Annotated in this window: 11 protein-coding genes and 1 pseudogene; 6 read left to right on the top strand and 6 right to left on the bottom strand. The window is 68.5% G+C overall.

Features of this window, described 5'->3' with window-relative positions; genetic code table 11:
* Positions 1–73: 73 nt before the first annotated feature.
* The 3 genes from FGW31_RS31915 to FGW31_RS31900 all read right to left on the bottom strand — a co-directional run bounded on the left by FGW31_RS31915 (position 74) and on the right by FGW31_RS31900 (position 3,700).
* A complete protein-coding gene (locus FGW31_RS31915) occupies positions 74–1,804 on the bottom strand; it encodes an endo-1,4-beta-xylanase (protein ID WP_182675036.1) in 1,731 nt (576 codons plus the stop codon).
* A 135-nt stretch (positions 1,805–1,939) separates the two neighbouring features.
* Positions 1,940–2,452: a hypothetical protein gene (locus FGW31_RS35155; RefSeq protein WP_182675038.1), complete on the bottom strand. Its 513-nt coding sequence runs from the start codon at positions 2,450–2,452 to the stop codon at positions 1,940–1,942.
* A 630-nt stretch (positions 2,453–3,082) separates the two neighbouring features.
* On the bottom strand, positions 3,083–3,700 hold the full coding sequence (locus FGW31_RS31900; RefSeq protein WP_142197018.1) for a TetR/AcrR family transcriptional regulator: 618 nt from the start codon (positions 3,698–3,700) through the stop codon (positions 3,083–3,085).
* A 153-nt stretch (positions 3,701–3,853) separates the two neighbouring features.
* Here FGW31_RS31900 and FGW31_RS31895 point away from each other — a divergent pair, with 153 nt between their 5' ends.
* Positions 3,854–4,714: an enoyl-CoA hydratase/isomerase family protein gene (locus FGW31_RS31895; protein ID WP_142197017.1), complete on the top strand. Its 861-nt coding sequence runs from the start codon at positions 3,854–3,856 to the stop codon at positions 4,712–4,714.
* Here the strand turns inward: FGW31_RS31895 and FGW31_RS31890 are convergent.
* Together FGW31_RS31890 and FGW31_RS31885 are read right to left on the bottom strand one after the other, a co-directional pair.
* Positions 4,626–5,315 (bottom strand): ATP-binding cassette domain-containing protein, encoded by a 690-nt coding sequence (locus FGW31_RS31890; protein WP_373303362.1) that lies wholly within the window; start codon positions 5,313–5,315, stop codon positions 4,626–4,628. The two genes, FGW31_RS31895 and FGW31_RS31890, sit on opposite strands and share 89 nt — an antisense overlap.
* 325 nt (positions 5,316–5,640) lie before the next feature.
* On the bottom strand, positions 5,641–6,282 hold the full coding sequence (locus FGW31_RS31885; protein ID WP_142197016.1) for a superoxide dismutase: 642 nt from the start codon (positions 6,280–6,282) through the stop codon (positions 5,641–5,643).
* A 650-nt stretch (positions 6,283–6,932) separates the two neighbouring features.
* Here FGW31_RS31885 and FGW31_RS31880 point away from each other — a divergent pair.
* From FGW31_RS31880 to FGW31_RS31865, 4 genes and pseudogenes are all read left to right on the top strand, one after another.
* Positions 6,933–7,310, top strand: a pseudogene (locus FGW31_RS31880) (tRNA (adenosine(37)-N6)-threonylcarbamoyltransferase complex transferase subunit TsaD); the annotation flags it as partial.
* Positions 7,310–7,882 (top strand): GNAT family N-acetyltransferase, encoded by a 573-nt coding sequence (locus FGW31_RS31875; protein ID WP_142197015.1) that lies wholly within the window; start codon positions 7,310–7,312, stop codon positions 7,880–7,882. The pseudogene FGW31_RS31880 and the gene FGW31_RS31875, both read left to right, overlap by 1 nt.
* A gap of 93 nt (positions 7,883–7,975) precedes the next feature.
* Positions 7,976–8,257: a hypothetical protein gene (locus FGW31_RS31870; RefSeq protein ID WP_142197014.1), complete on the top strand. Its 282-nt coding sequence runs from the start codon at positions 7,976–7,978 to the stop codon at positions 8,255–8,257.
* Between the two features lie 691 nt (positions 8,258–8,948).
* Positions 8,949–10,223 carry a hypothetical protein gene (locus tag FGW31_RS31865; protein ID WP_142197013.1) on the top strand — a complete coding sequence of 425 codons (1,275 nt, stop codon included), beginning with the start codon at positions 8,949–8,951 and terminating at the stop codon, positions 10,221–10,223.
* A gap of 245 nt (positions 10,224–10,468) precedes the next feature.
* Here FGW31_RS31865 and FGW31_RS31860 read toward each other — a convergent pair whose 3' ends face one another.
* Positions 10,469–11,899, bottom strand: a complete 1,431-nt coding sequence (locus tag FGW31_RS31860; protein ID WP_142197012.1) for an endo-1,4-beta-xylanase — start codon at positions 11,897–11,899, stop codon at positions 10,469–10,471.
* A 726-nt stretch (positions 11,900–12,625) separates the two neighbouring features.
* Between FGW31_RS31860 and FGW31_RS31855 the strand changes: the two genes are divergently transcribed.
* Entirely contained in the window at positions 12,626–14,092 is a 1,467-nt protein-coding gene (locus FGW31_RS31855) for a non-reducing end alpha-L-arabinofuranosidase family hydrolase (RefSeq protein WP_142197011.1), read from the top strand.
* The last annotated feature ends 14 nt before the right edge of the window (positions 14,093–14,106 follow it).

Raw genomic sequence — 14,106 nt, 5'->3', positions numbered from 1 at the left:
GGAAACGGCAGCCCCACGAGCTGCGGAATCAGCATGAAACGAGCCCACTGGTCGTTCGCGGTGTTCGCCGTACCTATCCAGCACCTGAGCGGCGAGCGTCGTCCAGGACGTCGCGCAGTGCCCAGTAGGCGGGTTTCACCTCGTACGTCGCGTCCCAGGGAAGAGCGTTTCCCGGACTCGGGGGATAGTGTCGCAGGTCAGCCGTGGAGCCGTACTTGTCGGTGAAACCCCAGGTCGAGAACGAGGTGCAGTTGGGTTCTTCGCCACAGACTGCGAGTTTCCCCGCCAACTGGCGGGCCTGGATGTCCTCTTCGTCCTCGTCGACGAGGACGTCCGCCTCCGAGACCCGGGCCTTCAGGCCGAGCCCGGCCAACGCCCTGACCTTGCGTCGGAAGACCTCGGGGTCGGTACGGTCGCCGACGGCGTATTCGTGGTCCTGGAAACCGACACCATCGATCGGAACGCCCCGCTCCTTCAACCGGATCAGCAGCGCGTAGAGGGCATCCCAGCGTGGACCCTCCTCCTCCACCCCGTACTCGTTGAGGTACAGCACCGCGTGCGGGTCGGCCTCGCGGGCAGCATGGAAGGCGATGTCGATGTACTGCTCACCCATCGCGTCGAACCACAACTCTGGCCGCACGCCCCGGTTGCCGTTGACGTAGTCCTCATCCTCGTCGGACATGGGCTCGTTCACCACGTCCCATTCCGCCACCTTCCCCCGGAAGTGGCCCGCTACCGCGCGTATGTGCTCCACCATGACGCGCCTGCGTTGCTCGTACGTCATCTCGGCGCGCATCCATGCGGGCAGGGCTTCGAACCAGACGAGGGTGTGGCCGTGCACCTTCATCCTGTTGGCCTCGGCGAAGTCCACCAAGGTATCGCCTTCCGCGAACGCGAACACGCCGCGTCGAGGCTGGACGAACTGCGGCTTGAAGTCGTTCTCCGGCGTGAACATGGAGAACTCCTCACCCGCCGTCCGGCGGTAGGCGCTGTCAGTCAGCAAGGGGCCCGCGGCCAGGGCGGTTCCCATACGGATCGGGCGTGGGAGAACCGCCGCCAGATCACGCATCGCATCGCTGGACCGGGGCACTCGCAGGCCAGGCGCGTCCACGACGGACATCCGGCCCCGTCCCAGTGACCGCGCGTGAAGATCGGTGAGGGTCCAGCCTTTCCCGGGGGCTCCCGCATCCGCGCCGAACCAGATGCGGCCACTGGCGAAGACATCCCGCGCGGGAACGGTTCCCACGACCCTGCCGTCGGCCTCCAGCACAAGCCTGTTTGCGCGGACTTCGACGGCGAGGCGGACTTCGAGCCCCAGGCCGCTCCCGAAGGTCCGGGTCATCGCAGGCCTGTCGGAGTCCCCGTCCCAGCGGTCGATCCGGAGCCTCCCGCCGACCACGCCGACGCGCACGCTGCGCCGTTCGTAGCGCCATTCGTCGTACATGACCGGCGTCTCACCGTACAGATGCAGGTAGGCATCCGTGTCGTCCGTGCGCCGCAGGCCGGCTTCGATCCGGACATCCCCTCGGAACACCACGTGGGGACCGCGCAGGTTCACCGGTGGGTTCGGTTGTCCGCCGGTACCGTCCTGGCGTGTGATGCGCCGGTCGAGGGGTGTGACCCGTACCCCGGTGTGCGTGGGCTTCCCGCCGGCGAAGTGAGCCCAGTCCCTGCCGTTCAGGAGGTCCTCCACAGGTCCCCCCGCGGGCGCGGAGGTGCTGGCACGGTCCGCCGAGACACCAGCGGCCAAGGCACACACAACCGCGATGACAGCGCTCTTTCGAAACCGCATGAACAGCAGCACTCCGTATCCTCAGCCCGTCTTCCGACGGCATCGCCGCCCTCAAGCGACACCGTCGCCGAGCACCGTCCTCCCCGGCCGCGGCAAGAACGGTGCGCAACCGATCGCGCCGCCCCGCTGTGACTGATCGCCAGTGTTTCAGGTGCGCGTGAGGGACCGTCGGCCGAGGAACGTTCGGGAACGACGGCCGGAGAGCGGTCGGTACGGTCGGCGGTGGGCCGGTACGGCCGGCGATGGGATCGTTTCATGCTGATTCCGCAGCTCGTGGGGCTGGGGGTGGGGCTGGTGCGGTCCGGGAGTGACGGACTCCTGCCGGTCAGCATCATGATCACTGCGGGGGGGGGATCGTCGGTTCGCCTCTGCACCGGTGTTCGCGAGGACGAGGGCCCGCAGGAGGGTGGTCGCGTGGCGGGCGTGCGTGCGGATCTTGGTCAGGATGCGCCAGGACTTGTGGTGGGCGAACCCGTGCTCGCCGACGGCGCGTTCGCGGCTGATCAGCCGGTGTGCTTCCTTCTCGGCATCGGTGAGTCGGTGGTTCCGGGTGGCCTTGCGGCCGGTGATGATCACGGGGTCGTCGTCGGGCTGGTCGTCCAGGCCGAAGAAGCCGAGGTCGGCCAGGGTGCCGAGGCCGGCCTCGCGGGCCCGCGTCATGAGTGTGCACCAGGTGCCACCACAGCGCTTCACGCAGTCGGCACTGCCCGACACGGCCGATGCCGTCGGCCGCACCGCCCGACGACCGCCGACATCGGCGCCGGACCGCCTGGATCAAGGAGATGCGTCGATGCCGGTGATCATCGGGGCGGGAGCTGGAAGCTGTCGCACTTCGCGCGCCGAGCACGGTGGAGGGACCTCTCGGAACTCCCCGCCTTGCGGTGCTTCAGTTTCGCCGGTCGGTGCGTGTTCGAGTGGATCTGCCGGCGCACCCGGTGGACATGGTCGGCCATGTGGTTGACGTTCACCACCCGGACGGCGCCGGGCGGCGCGACAGGTCCCTGTGACGGTTGAAGGTCAGCATGCCGGACACCGTCCGGCCCGATGCCGACCGGTTGCTGACCCGAGCGCGGCCAAGACACCTCCGTCCTGCTCAAACGCGGGCGGGTCACTCCCCGAGAGCATCTAACACTCCAGCCGGAAGCAGCATTTGTCCTGGTCAGCGGCCTGGGGGTGGGGTTGACCGGGTCGGTGCACCGTCAGCGATCACCGACGACGCGATCACCGCCGCTGATCGACCACTCCTTTCGGACGCCTCGGCACCGCCGAGGAAGCCGCCGCCTCGGCCCTTTACGACGGAGCGTCGGTCTCTCGGCATGCCGGGGTCGAGAAGGCGGCGAACGCAGCGTCCAGCAGTTCGCCGAGGTCCGCTTCGCCGTCGCTCGCACTCCATTGCCCGAGGACGATCCACAGGCATTCGAGCGCCGCCGCTACGCGAACGTCGGCGATGACCGATGACCCGTCGGTCGAGGAGGTCGTCTCCTGCAGTCGGGCGACGATCCGTGGTCGCCATTCAGCCTGCTTCTCGCGGAGGCGTGCGCACAGGGCCGGGGTCTGCTCGATGAGGCCGAGGATCGTCACGAGTTCCTGGACGTCGCGCACGAGGAACGTCACGGCTGACTCCAGGGCGTTGCGCAGCCTGCTCCAGTCGTCCTGGTCGGCCCGGTCGGCGTCGAGCGCGTCAGCGATGACGTCGCCGACGGGGTCGAAGACGAACAGGACCACGTCTTCCTTGGTGCCGAAGTAGCGCAGGAAGGTACTCCGCGACACTCCGGCGGCTTTGGCGAGGTCGGCAAAGGTGACCTGGTTGAAGCCGGTGAGGCAGAACCGGTTGAACGCCACGCGGGCCAACTCTGCTCGCACCGCGTGGCGGCTGATCTCACGGGTACCGACTGGCGCTGCGCTCATGGGGACGAGTGTACTCCGACACACTCGTTTGCCTCTTTGGGTACAAGATTCTAACTTGATACTCAGTGTCAGCCGCGAAGCCGAGGTTCGCGACGCTGTCCCCATTCGGCGGCCCGGTCGCGGGCCGTCCCTTACCGCGAAATGAGCCACCTCATGAGCTACGCAGACCTTCCCGCCCTGACCATCGACGTCTCGGACGGGGTCGCGACGGTGACAATCGATCACCCGCCGCTCAATCTGATGGACGCGGTCCTCCTGCCGTCACTCCGGGCATTCGTCGCGCGTGTGCGGGACGACGCCGACGTCCGCGTCATCGTCTTCGAGAGTGCCGACCCGGAGTTCTTCATTGCGCACGGTGACATGGCCTACCTCACCGACCCCGACGCGCTGCCTGCGGCCACTCGCGCTGCGATCGCGGCCGCGCCGGGCTCGACCGTCCCGGAAGGCCTGAACATCCTCCAGGCGATGAGCGAAGAGGTCCGCTCGCTGCCGCAGGTCACCATCGGCAAACTGGCGGGCTTCGCGCGCGGCGCGGGCAACGAGTTCTTCATGTACCTGGACATGCGCTTCGCAGCGATCGGCACGTCGGGGCAGGGGCAGCCGGAGTCCTTGATGGGGATCCTGCCCGGAGGCGGCGGCACGGTGAACATGACGCGCCTGGCGGGCCGGGCCCGCGCGCTGGAACTCATCCTCGGCGCCGAACTCGTGGGCGCGGAGCTCGCGGAACGGTACGGCCTGATCAACCGTGCCCTGCCCGCCGCAGAACTCGATTCCTTCGTCGACACCCTCGCCCGACGGATCGCCGGCCTCCGGCCAGAGGTGATCTCCATCACGAAGGCTGCGGTCGACGCGGTCGCGCCTCCGATTCCGCGTGCGGCGTACGCCGTTGAGAACGAGGGCCTGTTCGCGGCGTTCGGCGATGAGGTCACCGAGCTCGCCCACAAGCTGCTCGCCGCTGGTATCCAGACCCGCGAGGGCGAACGGGACCACGAGCGCATCGCCAACAGCATCTGAGTGCCCGAGCTCCAGCCATCCGTGCGCAGAGGCTCCGTGGGACGAGTTCCTCAGCCACGACCACGACGGCTACCGGCAGGGAGACCAGTACGCCGGCCGCCTCCTCCCGCCCGGAGAAGTCGAGGGCGGCGGTCGGCTCGTCGGCGAGCAGGACGCCCGCACCGGCCGCCGCACAGCCGCCCGCCCTCGCCAGGTACATCCGCTGAAGCCGACCACCGGACAATGTGTGCAAGGGCCGGTCGGCGAGATGCCCGACCCCGAGCTTGTCGGCCGCCTCCGCCGCCTCGGCTCGCGCACCACCGCCGGCCTGCAACTCGCCTGCCAGCAAGGGAAGGCGGCCGGTGGCCGGTTTCTGCGGGATCCACGCGCCCGCCCGTCGCCGCCACGCCCACTCCGTAACGCTCCCCGTGTCCCGGCCACCCACCGGAATCCGGCCCGCGCCATGCCGACGCAGCACCGGAACGGTCCGCCGCAACGGGGTCTGGCCCGACCCGCGGGTACCGATCAGCGCCCACTCGCTGCCCGCGCACGATGCCGAGATCGACGTCGCGCACGGCCTCGTCCCGGCCGTGCCGGCACACTGCGCCGGACATCCGGACATCCAGCCCTTCCATGCCACCTCCCCGCCTCACAGCAGCCGGACGGAAGAGGCGGTCGGTTCCCGGAGAGGACGAAGGAGCCGCGACAGCACCGAACTTGACCTCCCGGGCGGGCCGCCGCGCGTTCGGCCCGCGATGACTGGGCACGGGAATCACGGCGCCATGGGCGCCGACCGGTTCGAGCGCGTCCAGGACCTGCAGGGGCAGACCCCGGACACGCCGCAAGGGCCTCCGGCCGGGTCGTCCCGGCCGGAGGCCCTTCCTTGTGCCGCCTGCAGGTGAAGGTGAGAAGACGATCACGAGCAGGACGTCATACGGCCCCCGCGGTCAGGGGTTCAGCAGCAGCACGTCGGTGCGGGACTTGGCAGCCTCGTAGCGCTTCGCCACGTCCTGCCAGTTGACGACGGCCCACATGGCGTCGATGAAGTCGACCTTCTGGTTCTTGTACTGCAGGTAGAAGGCGTGCTCCCAGGCGTCGAAGACCAGGATCGGGGTGGAACCCTGGCCGACGTTGCCCTGATGATCGTAGACCTGCTCGACGATCAGCCGACCGCTCAGCGGCTCGTACGCCAGGACGCCCCAGCCCGAACCCTGGGTGGTCGCGGCGGCCTTGGTGAGCTGAGCCTTGAAGCCGGCGAAGGAGCCGAAGGACTCGGTGATCGCGTCGGCGAGGTCACCGACACCGTCGGCGGCCAGGGGCTCGCCGCCGCCGTCACCGGTCATGTTGTGCCAGTAGATGGAGTGCAGGATGTGGCCGGAGAGGTGGAAGGCCAGGTTCTTCTCCAGGCCGTTGACCGAGCCCCACTGTTCCTTGTCCCGCGCCTCGGCGAGCTGCTCCAGCGTGTCGTTGGCGCCCTTGACGTACGCGGCGTGGTGCTTGTCGTGGTGCAGCTCGATGATCTGCGGGTTGATGACCGGCTCGAGCTCCGAGTAGTCGTAGGGAAGCTCCGGGAGCGTGTACACCGCCATGTTCGACATCCTCCGACATTATTGCAACCGATGTGCAGTTGCACGCTAGCAGCAGTAGCGGCAGTTATCGATCAGGCGATAGCCCTAGGACCGGTGTCGCCGGGACCCCGACCGGCGCCCAACGAACGACGGTGCGGCCGATATCGCGTGCGGCGCCCGGCCACATCTCTCTGCCGCGAACTCACTGACGACGGCGACCCGTTCGCAGCGTTCGGTACGGATGGCGGACGAGCGCCAGCCGGCACCTCCATCACCTGGACGCAGCACGCGGGCCCGCTCCTCCGCTCCGTCGGCCATGGCGCGATTGACGACGGGCTCGTCGCGGCCGAGGGCCTGGAGCGGGACCGACCGTGCGGCATCCGGCGGGCCCCAGCCGTCGGCGCCGGCCCGGACGACTTTCGCCGCGGCTGCCCACGGCAGCCGGGCCGGGGTCAAGGCTGCACGCCCCGGCGTCAGGCGCACGGCGTCGAAGGGGTCAAGGCCGCTCCCTCCAGGGCGGCTATGCGCGCGGAGCCGGTTCGTACATATCACCGGAGATTTTATTGCACACTACTTGCAACAACTTACTAGCGGCAGAAAGGTTGGCCATGAGGTCTGCGATGGCGCCGGGCGTCGAGTCGCCCTGCGACAAGACGGGAGCGGGCCCGGTCCGGGACCCGATCACGCACCTCGGGGGCACACTGGACGACGCGGTCGCGGCTTGCTTCGACAAGGCGGCGCGGGTCTTCGGGCTGCCGTATCCGGACGGTCCGGCCATCGAGGCGGTCACCGCCTGCGCCGAGCACGGCGTGGGCACCCTGGTCGTGGTCGGCGGTGCCGCCGCGAACTCGCGGGTCCGGTCGCCGGCCGAGGAGCGCTGTCCGGCGGCGGGCGTCGAACTGCAGGTGCCGCCGCTGCGGCTGTGCACCGACAACGGCGCGATGACCGCCCCCGTCGGCGACCTTCTCGTACGGGCGGGCGCCGCACCGGCACCGCTGGAGTACGCCGCACTGCATCCCGTCGCCGTGGGGAAGGCAGTGGCCGCCTGATGACCACAGACATCCGTGTGCACCGGGACGCCGGGATACTCACGCACACCGAGTCACTGCGTTCGGTGTACGTCGACGCCTTCTGCGCCCCGCCCTGGCACGAGGACGAGGCGCAGGCAACCGAGTTCGTCTCCCGGCTGCCGGCGAGCGTACGGCGTGCCGGGTTCACTGCCGCGACGGCCGTGCGCGACGGGGAGATCGTCGGCTTCGCCACCGCGTGGACCACTCCGGCCCCCTTCCCCACCGACCGCTGCTATCCCCAGGCGGCCGCCGGCCTCGGCAACGACCGCACCGCCGACTGGCTGTGCGGAGCCCGGGAGCTCGACGAACTCGCCGTCCGGCCCACCGCCCGCGGCACCGGTCTCGCCACCCGCCTCCTCGAAGCGGTGACCGCAGACGCGCCCGAGGGTCGGGCATGGCTGCTCACCTCGGTCCGGAACGGGCGAGCCATGGCCTTCTACCGCCGCCACGGCTGGACGCAGGCGACCCACCCGTCCCCCGACGGCAAGGGCATCGTCGTCTTCCTCGGCCCGCGCCACCCCGCCCGTTCCCTCGCCCCGCTCCCCCTGTGAGCCTTCGGGGCCCCGCCTTGGACTTCCAGTCGGGCAAGGCCAATCCAGCACACATGAAGTACCGCCACTACTACGTCATGAGGACCAACTGACATGCTCGACCCGGAAGAAGCCGAGCGCAGGGCCGCAGAGTTCCTTGCAGAGGAAAGCAGCACGTGGGGGCCGTCCTCCAACGTGAGGATCGTTCCCGAGTACTGCTTCACGGACAAGGAACGGCTCATCGCTCCCTACGACCATGTCGAGTACCTCGATCACGGACGTCAGGACATGCAACTCGGCGGGAACCTGCCCGTGGCCGTCGACCTGAACACCGGAGCGTGCTCCTTCATCACCTGGGAGGAAGCGGATGACCTGATGGAGCGTGAGCTGCTCTGAGTGTGAGCAAGCGGGTCACCCCAGTGAAACAGCGGATGTGTCGTGCCTTCTGGTCTGAGCGGCCGAGTGAGCACCACTGCAGGATCACTGGATGAGGCACGGCCGTTCGCGCGCACGCAGTCCGGCCCGGGGGGGGGCCGCGGGGGGCGGCCGTCGACCGGCAGGGAAGCCTTCTTCGCCTCCCTGCGGGAAGGCCGGCCCCGGATTTCTCAGGCCTCAGGCCGGCCAATTGGCGCCTTTTCTGACGCTCCGTCAGGCAATCGTGGGAGGGCTTCGCCCCCTCTCGCGGCCCCGCCGTGGCGACGGCTCAAGCCTACGCAGTGCCACCCGAAGGACGTCCGTGATCACCGTCACGCAGTCGCGCGCCGGCGGCGCTCCGTTCCCTGCTCGGTCCTTCGCCGTGCCGCCGAAGGGCGTCGGCGCAAGGCGTGGGACGGCGAGTGCGCGCCGGATCTTCCAGGTGTCGGCGTGTCCCGGCCGTACCGGACCGGGCGCCGGACAGCGATGTGCGGAGGTTGCGGCGGGTCGGTGTCCGGGCTTGGCCTTGGCCCCGGGCACCGTTCTGCGCCAGGGGAGGAATGAGCCCTTCCGTGATGTTTTATGGCTAGTTCGAGGCTCACGCCACCAACCTGCCTGGCCATTACATTCAGTTCCGACCGGCCCCACACCCGATCAGGGGAGACAGGCAACGATGCGCTCCACAGGACATGTCAGCCGCATCGGCAGATCGCTCATGGCGGTGACCGCTACGGCGGCCGCCTGGGCGGTCACCGCCGTGAGCCTTGCCGCCTCACCGGCTGCCGCGGCACCCACCGACACGACGACGCCCCAGCTCGGCGACACCTGTACGGCGGCCGACCTCGGCACACGCCACCCGTACATCAAAACCAGTGAAGTGTCCCCGACGATCACCCACTTCAAGGGCTGGTACGTCACCGAGGGCACGACCGGCAACCAGACCATCGACACCACCACCGAGACGACCATCTCGGTCTCCGTCGGCTTGGACGACAAGGTCGAGAGCAGTTTCTCCGCCGAGACGCTCGGCAAGGTCGGCGTGACCGTGGGCCTGAACGTGAAGGTCGACTACTCCTCCACCAGCAGCGTGTCGAATTCGGTCACGTGGGACTTCCACCAGCCCGGCTACTACGGCGTCTACAAGGGCACCAAAAAGGTCACCGGTACCTACGGAAGCCTCAACTGCAACCGCGTCCAACAGGACGACGGCAGCTGGGCGTTGGAGTGGATCGAGGGGTCCGGCAGCGGCAGCTTCACCACCTTCACCACCCTCGAGGAAGGCGCGGTGCGCTGCCAGGACAGCGTGCCCGCAGGCAGCATCATGGCCAGGGCCCAGGACCTCCTCGACTGCGGCCCGGCCGCCGTGAAGGCCCGGCATGCGGCGGGTGCGGTGGCGCCGACGGCAGAGCAGGAGCGGGACCGCCTCGTGCAGCGCCCGGCTCTCACCAGCGGCACGTCCACCGAACAGTCCGGGGCCGCCGGACGCGGCGTACAGGCCGCTCTCGACTGCGAAGAGGCCGTCTACAAGATCGCCGTACCCGGCAAGCCCCTGTCCTGGGGCGCGCCGCTCCTGGACGACGGTGTCCGGCTGCGGCCCTCGACGGTTTTCAGCGCCCATCTGGACCACTGGCGCCTGTGCAACGTGACGGAGCACAACGGGGTCCTCGAGGCGTCCCTGTGGAACTGGGGCAACGGCGAGTGCGCGACGATCGCCGAGCCGGACGCGGCCACCGAGCGGGCGGTCCTGCTGACGGCCGCCTGCGCGGAGGACGACCTCCAGCGGTTCTACATCTACCGCGACGTACCCGGCAGTTCGAAGATCGGTGTGCAGAACAAGTACACCGGCTTCATGACCGGTTACGACCGGTACGCGGACGGGGAGTTCATACGCCAGTACTCCAGCGGCAGGCAGGACGGTTCGGGGACGTACGCCCTGGTCGGGGTCTGACGGCCCGCACGCCGTGAGCGGCTCCGCACGTGCATCCCGGTGTCCGGGTCGCGGCGGGGCCCTTCGCGTTTCTTCTTCGGGTCAAGCGGTTTGCGGAGCGTGCGTCGCCGGGCATGTCCGGTCATCCGTCGCCGGGTGTCGAAGGACTCCCCGTCGTCACGCCCTACCGGGCCGTGCCGGTCGCGAGGGCCGCCGTCGGCGCGGTGGCCCTCGCGACATTCAGCGATGTTCTCGCGCAGGCCCTGTCAGGCGCGGGTCCAGCGTTGGTTGTTGCCGCCCGAGCAGGAGTAGAGCTGGATCAGGGTGCCGTTGGCGGTGCCGTTTCCGGCGGCGTCGAGGCAGAGGCCGGACTGGACGCCGACGATGGATCCGTCGGAGTTGAGGCGCCACTTCTGGTTGTCGCCGCCCCAGCAGCTGTAGATCTGGACCTTGGCGCCGTTGCCGGTGCCGGCGGCGTCCAGGCACTTGTTGCCGTAGACCCTGAGCTCACCGGCGTCGGTGTGGGTCCACTGCTGGTTGGTGCCGTTGTGGCAGTCCCACAGCTGGACCTGGGTGCCGTCGGTGGTGCTGCTGCTGGGCACGTCCAGGCAGCGGCCCGAACCGACGCCCTTGAGCGTTTCGCCGTCCGCGGGCGGTGTGGTGGAGCCACCGTTGAGCGCGTTGAGGACGGCGGTGTACGCGGGCTTCTTGCTGCCGTCGTTGTAGAACAGCAGCGGCGTCTGCTCCGCTCGCCAGGAGTCGCTGTCGCGCACACCCCAGACGGTCACGCCGAGGCAGCGCGAGACGGCCAGGCAGTCGTTGACCACGTTGGCGTAGGTCGAGGCCGGGGCGCCCTGGATGTCGAGTTCGGTGACGGCCACGTCGACGCCGAGCGCGGCGAAGTTCTGCAGGGTGGTGCGGAAGTTGCTGTTGTAGGGGCTGCCGCTGTTGAAGTGCGACTGGAAGCCGACGCAGTCGATCGGCACGCCGCGCTGCTTGAAGTCCTTCACCATGGCGTACATGGCCTGGGTCTTGGCCCAGGTCCAGTCCTCGACGTTGTAGTCGTTGTAGCAGAGCTTGGCGGACGGGTCGGCGGCGCGCGCGGTGCGGAAGGCGACCTCGATCCAGTCGTTGCCGGTGCGCTGCAGGTTGGAGTCGCGCCGTGCTCCCGAACTTCCGTCGGCGAAGGCCTCGTTGACGACGTCCCACTGCGCGATCTTGCCCTTGTAGTGGCCCATCACGCCGTTGATGTGGTCGATCATGGCCTGGCGCAGCGCGCTGCCGCTGAGGCTCTGCATCCAGCCGGGCTGCTGGGAGTGCCAGGCCAGGGTGTGGCCGCGCACCTCCTTGCCGTTCTGTACCGCCCAGTTGTAGACGCGGTCGGCGGCGGAGAAGTTGAACTGGCCCCGCTGCGGTTCGGTGGCGTCGATCTTCATCTCGTTCTCGGCCGTCACCGAGTTGAACTCACGGGCCGCGATCGTCGCGTACGTCGAGTCGCTCAGCCTGTTCCCGGCAATGGCGACGCCGAAGTAGCGGCCGCTCTGTGCCGCGGCGGCGCCGAGCGTGCTCTCGGCGGCCTGGGCGGACGGCGGCGCGACCAGCGCGGCCACCACGCCGAGGACGCCGGTCACCAGCGTCAACAGCAGAACGCGGATCTTCCGCCGGACATCGGGTCTGGGCAGGGCATAAGAGCCCATGGCTGTGCCTCCAAGGTAGAACTGACGGGATCACCGGGCACCGCGGTCATGGGGCCCGGAAGGATCTCAACCGGCTCGGAAGGGCCCGGTCGGCCGCCGAGTGACGTACGCCGGGCGGCAGCGGTCTTTCGGCACGGACACGGGGTACTCCATCGCGGCTCAGCCGGGAGGCCGTCACGCGGCGCCGCACACCTCTCCGACGGAACGGCGGGTCGGGGTGCGTCGGTGCGGGCCTCACCGGAACGAAAGGCGGGGTGGCGCGGGGGTGCTTCGGTGCACAGATCCGTCGTGCAGCTGTGCGCGGCTCTGCGGTGCGGCACAGTCTGCACGGGACCACAATGGTTCGAAATCTCGTCCTGCGGTCGGTCAACCAAACAGGATGATTGAGGGTTGACGGTTACTCGTCAACCCTCGCGGAAGGAAAAGTTTCCGCTTTCACTTCGAATCTTTCGACACCCGATCAAGGCGGCCGGATTCATGGACCGGCAAGACAAGTGGAGAACCACCTGTGGTTTTCCCGTCCCAGCCAGGACCTGCCACGCCCGGATGGGGAACTGTTTACGGACAGGGCGGCAACAAGCCTTGACCGGAGGGCGCCGGCTTCCTAGCTTGTGGCGTCACAGAACCGAGGATCACGTCGAAACTTTCGAATCATCTGCCCGCCCGGCTGCCGCTCCGCAGTGCATAGGCGGCACCCCCACCCCGCCCTCCTCAGGAGGCCCTCTGATGTGGTTCCGCCACCCGTCCCCCGTCCGTCCAAGACGCTTACTCGGCGTCCTTGCGCCGTTGCTGCTGCTGGCCACCTTCCTCGGGGCCCAGCCCGCCGAGGCCGCGACCGTGGACCCCAACGCCTCGTACGTGCTGGTCAACCGCAACAGCGGCAAGGCCCTGGACGTCTACAACATGGCGACCGGAGACGGCGCCCGCATCACCCAGTGGACCAGGAACGACCAGAATCAGCAGCAATGGCAGTTCGTCGATTCCGGAGGCGGCTACTACCGCATCAAGTCCCGCCATTCGGGAAAGGTGCTGGACGTCTACAACTGGTCCACCGCGAACGGCGGCTCGATCGTCCAGTGGGCCGATCTGAACGCCGCCAACCAGCAGTGGCGGCTGGCCGACAGTTCCGACGGCTACGTGAGGCTCATTTCGCGCCACAGCAACAAGGCCCTCGAAGTGCAGGGCGCCTCCACCGCCGACAACGCGAACATCGTCCAGTACGACGACTGGAGCGGCGCCAACCAGCAGTGGCGGCTCGTCGAAGTCGGCGCCGACACCCCCGGCTCGTGCGACCTTCCGTCGGCCTACCGCTGGACATCCACGGGTGCGCTGGCGCAGCCGAAGCAGGGGTGGGTCTCGCTCAAGGACTTCACCGTCGCCCCGTACAACGGCAGGCAACTCGTCTACGCGACCACGCACGACACGGGGACGAGGTGGGGTTCGATGAACTTCGGCCTGTTCACCACCTGGTCGGAGATGGCCTCGGCCGGCCAGAACGCGATGTCCCAAGCGACCGTCGCCCCCACGCTCTTCTACTTCGCGCCGAAGAACATCTGGGTGCTCGCCTACCAGTGGGGCGGGACCGCCTTCTCCTACCGGACGTCGAGCGACCCCACCAACCCGAACGGCTGGTCGTCCGAGCAGGTGCTCTTCTCCGGGAGCATCTCCGGCTCCGGCACGGGCCCCATCGACCAGGCGCTCATCGGTGACGGCACGAACATGTACCTGTTCTTCGCCGGCGACAACGGCAAGATCTACCGGACGAGCATGCCGATCGGGAACTTCCCGGGCAGCTTCGGCTCCACCTCGACAGTCATCATGAGCGACACGACGAACAACCTGTTCGAGGCCCCGCAGGTCTACAAGCTGCAGGGCCAGAACCGCTACCTCATGATCGTTGAGGCCATCGGCTCGCAGGGCCGCTACTTCCGCTCGTTCACGGCCACCAGTCTGAACGGCTCCTGGACGCCTCAGGCGGCGACCGAGAGCAATCCCTTCGCCGGCAAGGTCAACAGCGGCGCCACCTGGACCAACGACATCAGTCACGGCGAACTGCTCCGCACCGGCCCCGATCAGACCATGACCGTCGATCCCTGCCATCTGCAGTTGCTCTACCAGGGACGCAGTCCCAACTCCGGTGGCGACTACGGTCTCCTGCCCTACCGCCCGGGTCTGCTGACCCTGCAGCGCTGACGGCAGGCGACGGG

It is taken from the genome of Streptomyces calvus (assembly GCF_006782915.1).
Classification (GTDB): Bacteria; Actinomycetota; Actinomycetes; order Streptomycetales; family Streptomycetaceae; genus Streptomyces; species Streptomyces calvus.
Note: the sequence above shows the minus strand (reverse complement) of the source record. Positions and strands in the feature narration are given on the sequence as shown.

Excerpts from the sequence above, each read along its gene's own strand:
- FGW31_RS31885 (WP_142197016.1), bottom strand. The coding sequence starts at position 6,282 with ATGGCGGTGTACACGCTCCCGGAGCTTCCCTACGACTACTCGGAGCTC.
- FGW31_RS31860 (WP_142197012.1), bottom strand. The coding sequence starts at position 11,899 with ATGGGCTCTTATGCCCTGCCCAGACCCGATGTCCGGCGGAAGATCCGC.
- FGW31_RS35155 (WP_182675038.1), bottom strand. The coding sequence starts at position 2,452 with ATGACGCGGGCCCGCGAGGCCGGCCTCGGCACCCTGGCCGACCTCGGC.
- FGW31_RS31875 (WP_142197015.1), top strand. The coding sequence starts at position 7,310 with ATGACCACAGACATCCGTGTGCACCGGGACGCCGGGATACTCACGCAC.
- FGW31_RS31870 (WP_142197014.1), top strand. The coding sequence starts at position 7,976 with ATGCTCGACCCGGAAGAAGCCGAGCGCAGGGCCGCAGAGTTCCTTGCA.
- FGW31_RS31865 (WP_142197013.1), top strand. The coding sequence starts at position 8,949 with ATGCGCTCCACAGGACATGTCAGCCGCATCGGCAGATCGCTCATGGCG.
- FGW31_RS31895 (WP_142197017.1), top strand. The coding sequence starts at position 3,854 with ATGAGCTACGCAGACCTTCCCGCCCTGACCATCGACGTCTCGGACGGG.
- FGW31_RS31890 (WP_373303362.1), bottom strand. The coding sequence starts at position 5,315 with ATGTCCGGATGTCCGGCGCAGTGTGCCGGCACGGCCGGGACGAGGCCG.
- FGW31_RS31900 (WP_142197018.1), bottom strand. The coding sequence starts at position 3,700 with ATGAGCGCAGCGCCAGTCGGTACCCGTGAGATCAGCCGCCACGCGGTG.
- FGW31_RS31855 (WP_142197011.1), top strand. The coding sequence starts at position 12,626 with ATGTGGTTCCGCCACCCGTCCCCCGTCCGTCCAAGACGCTTACTCGGC.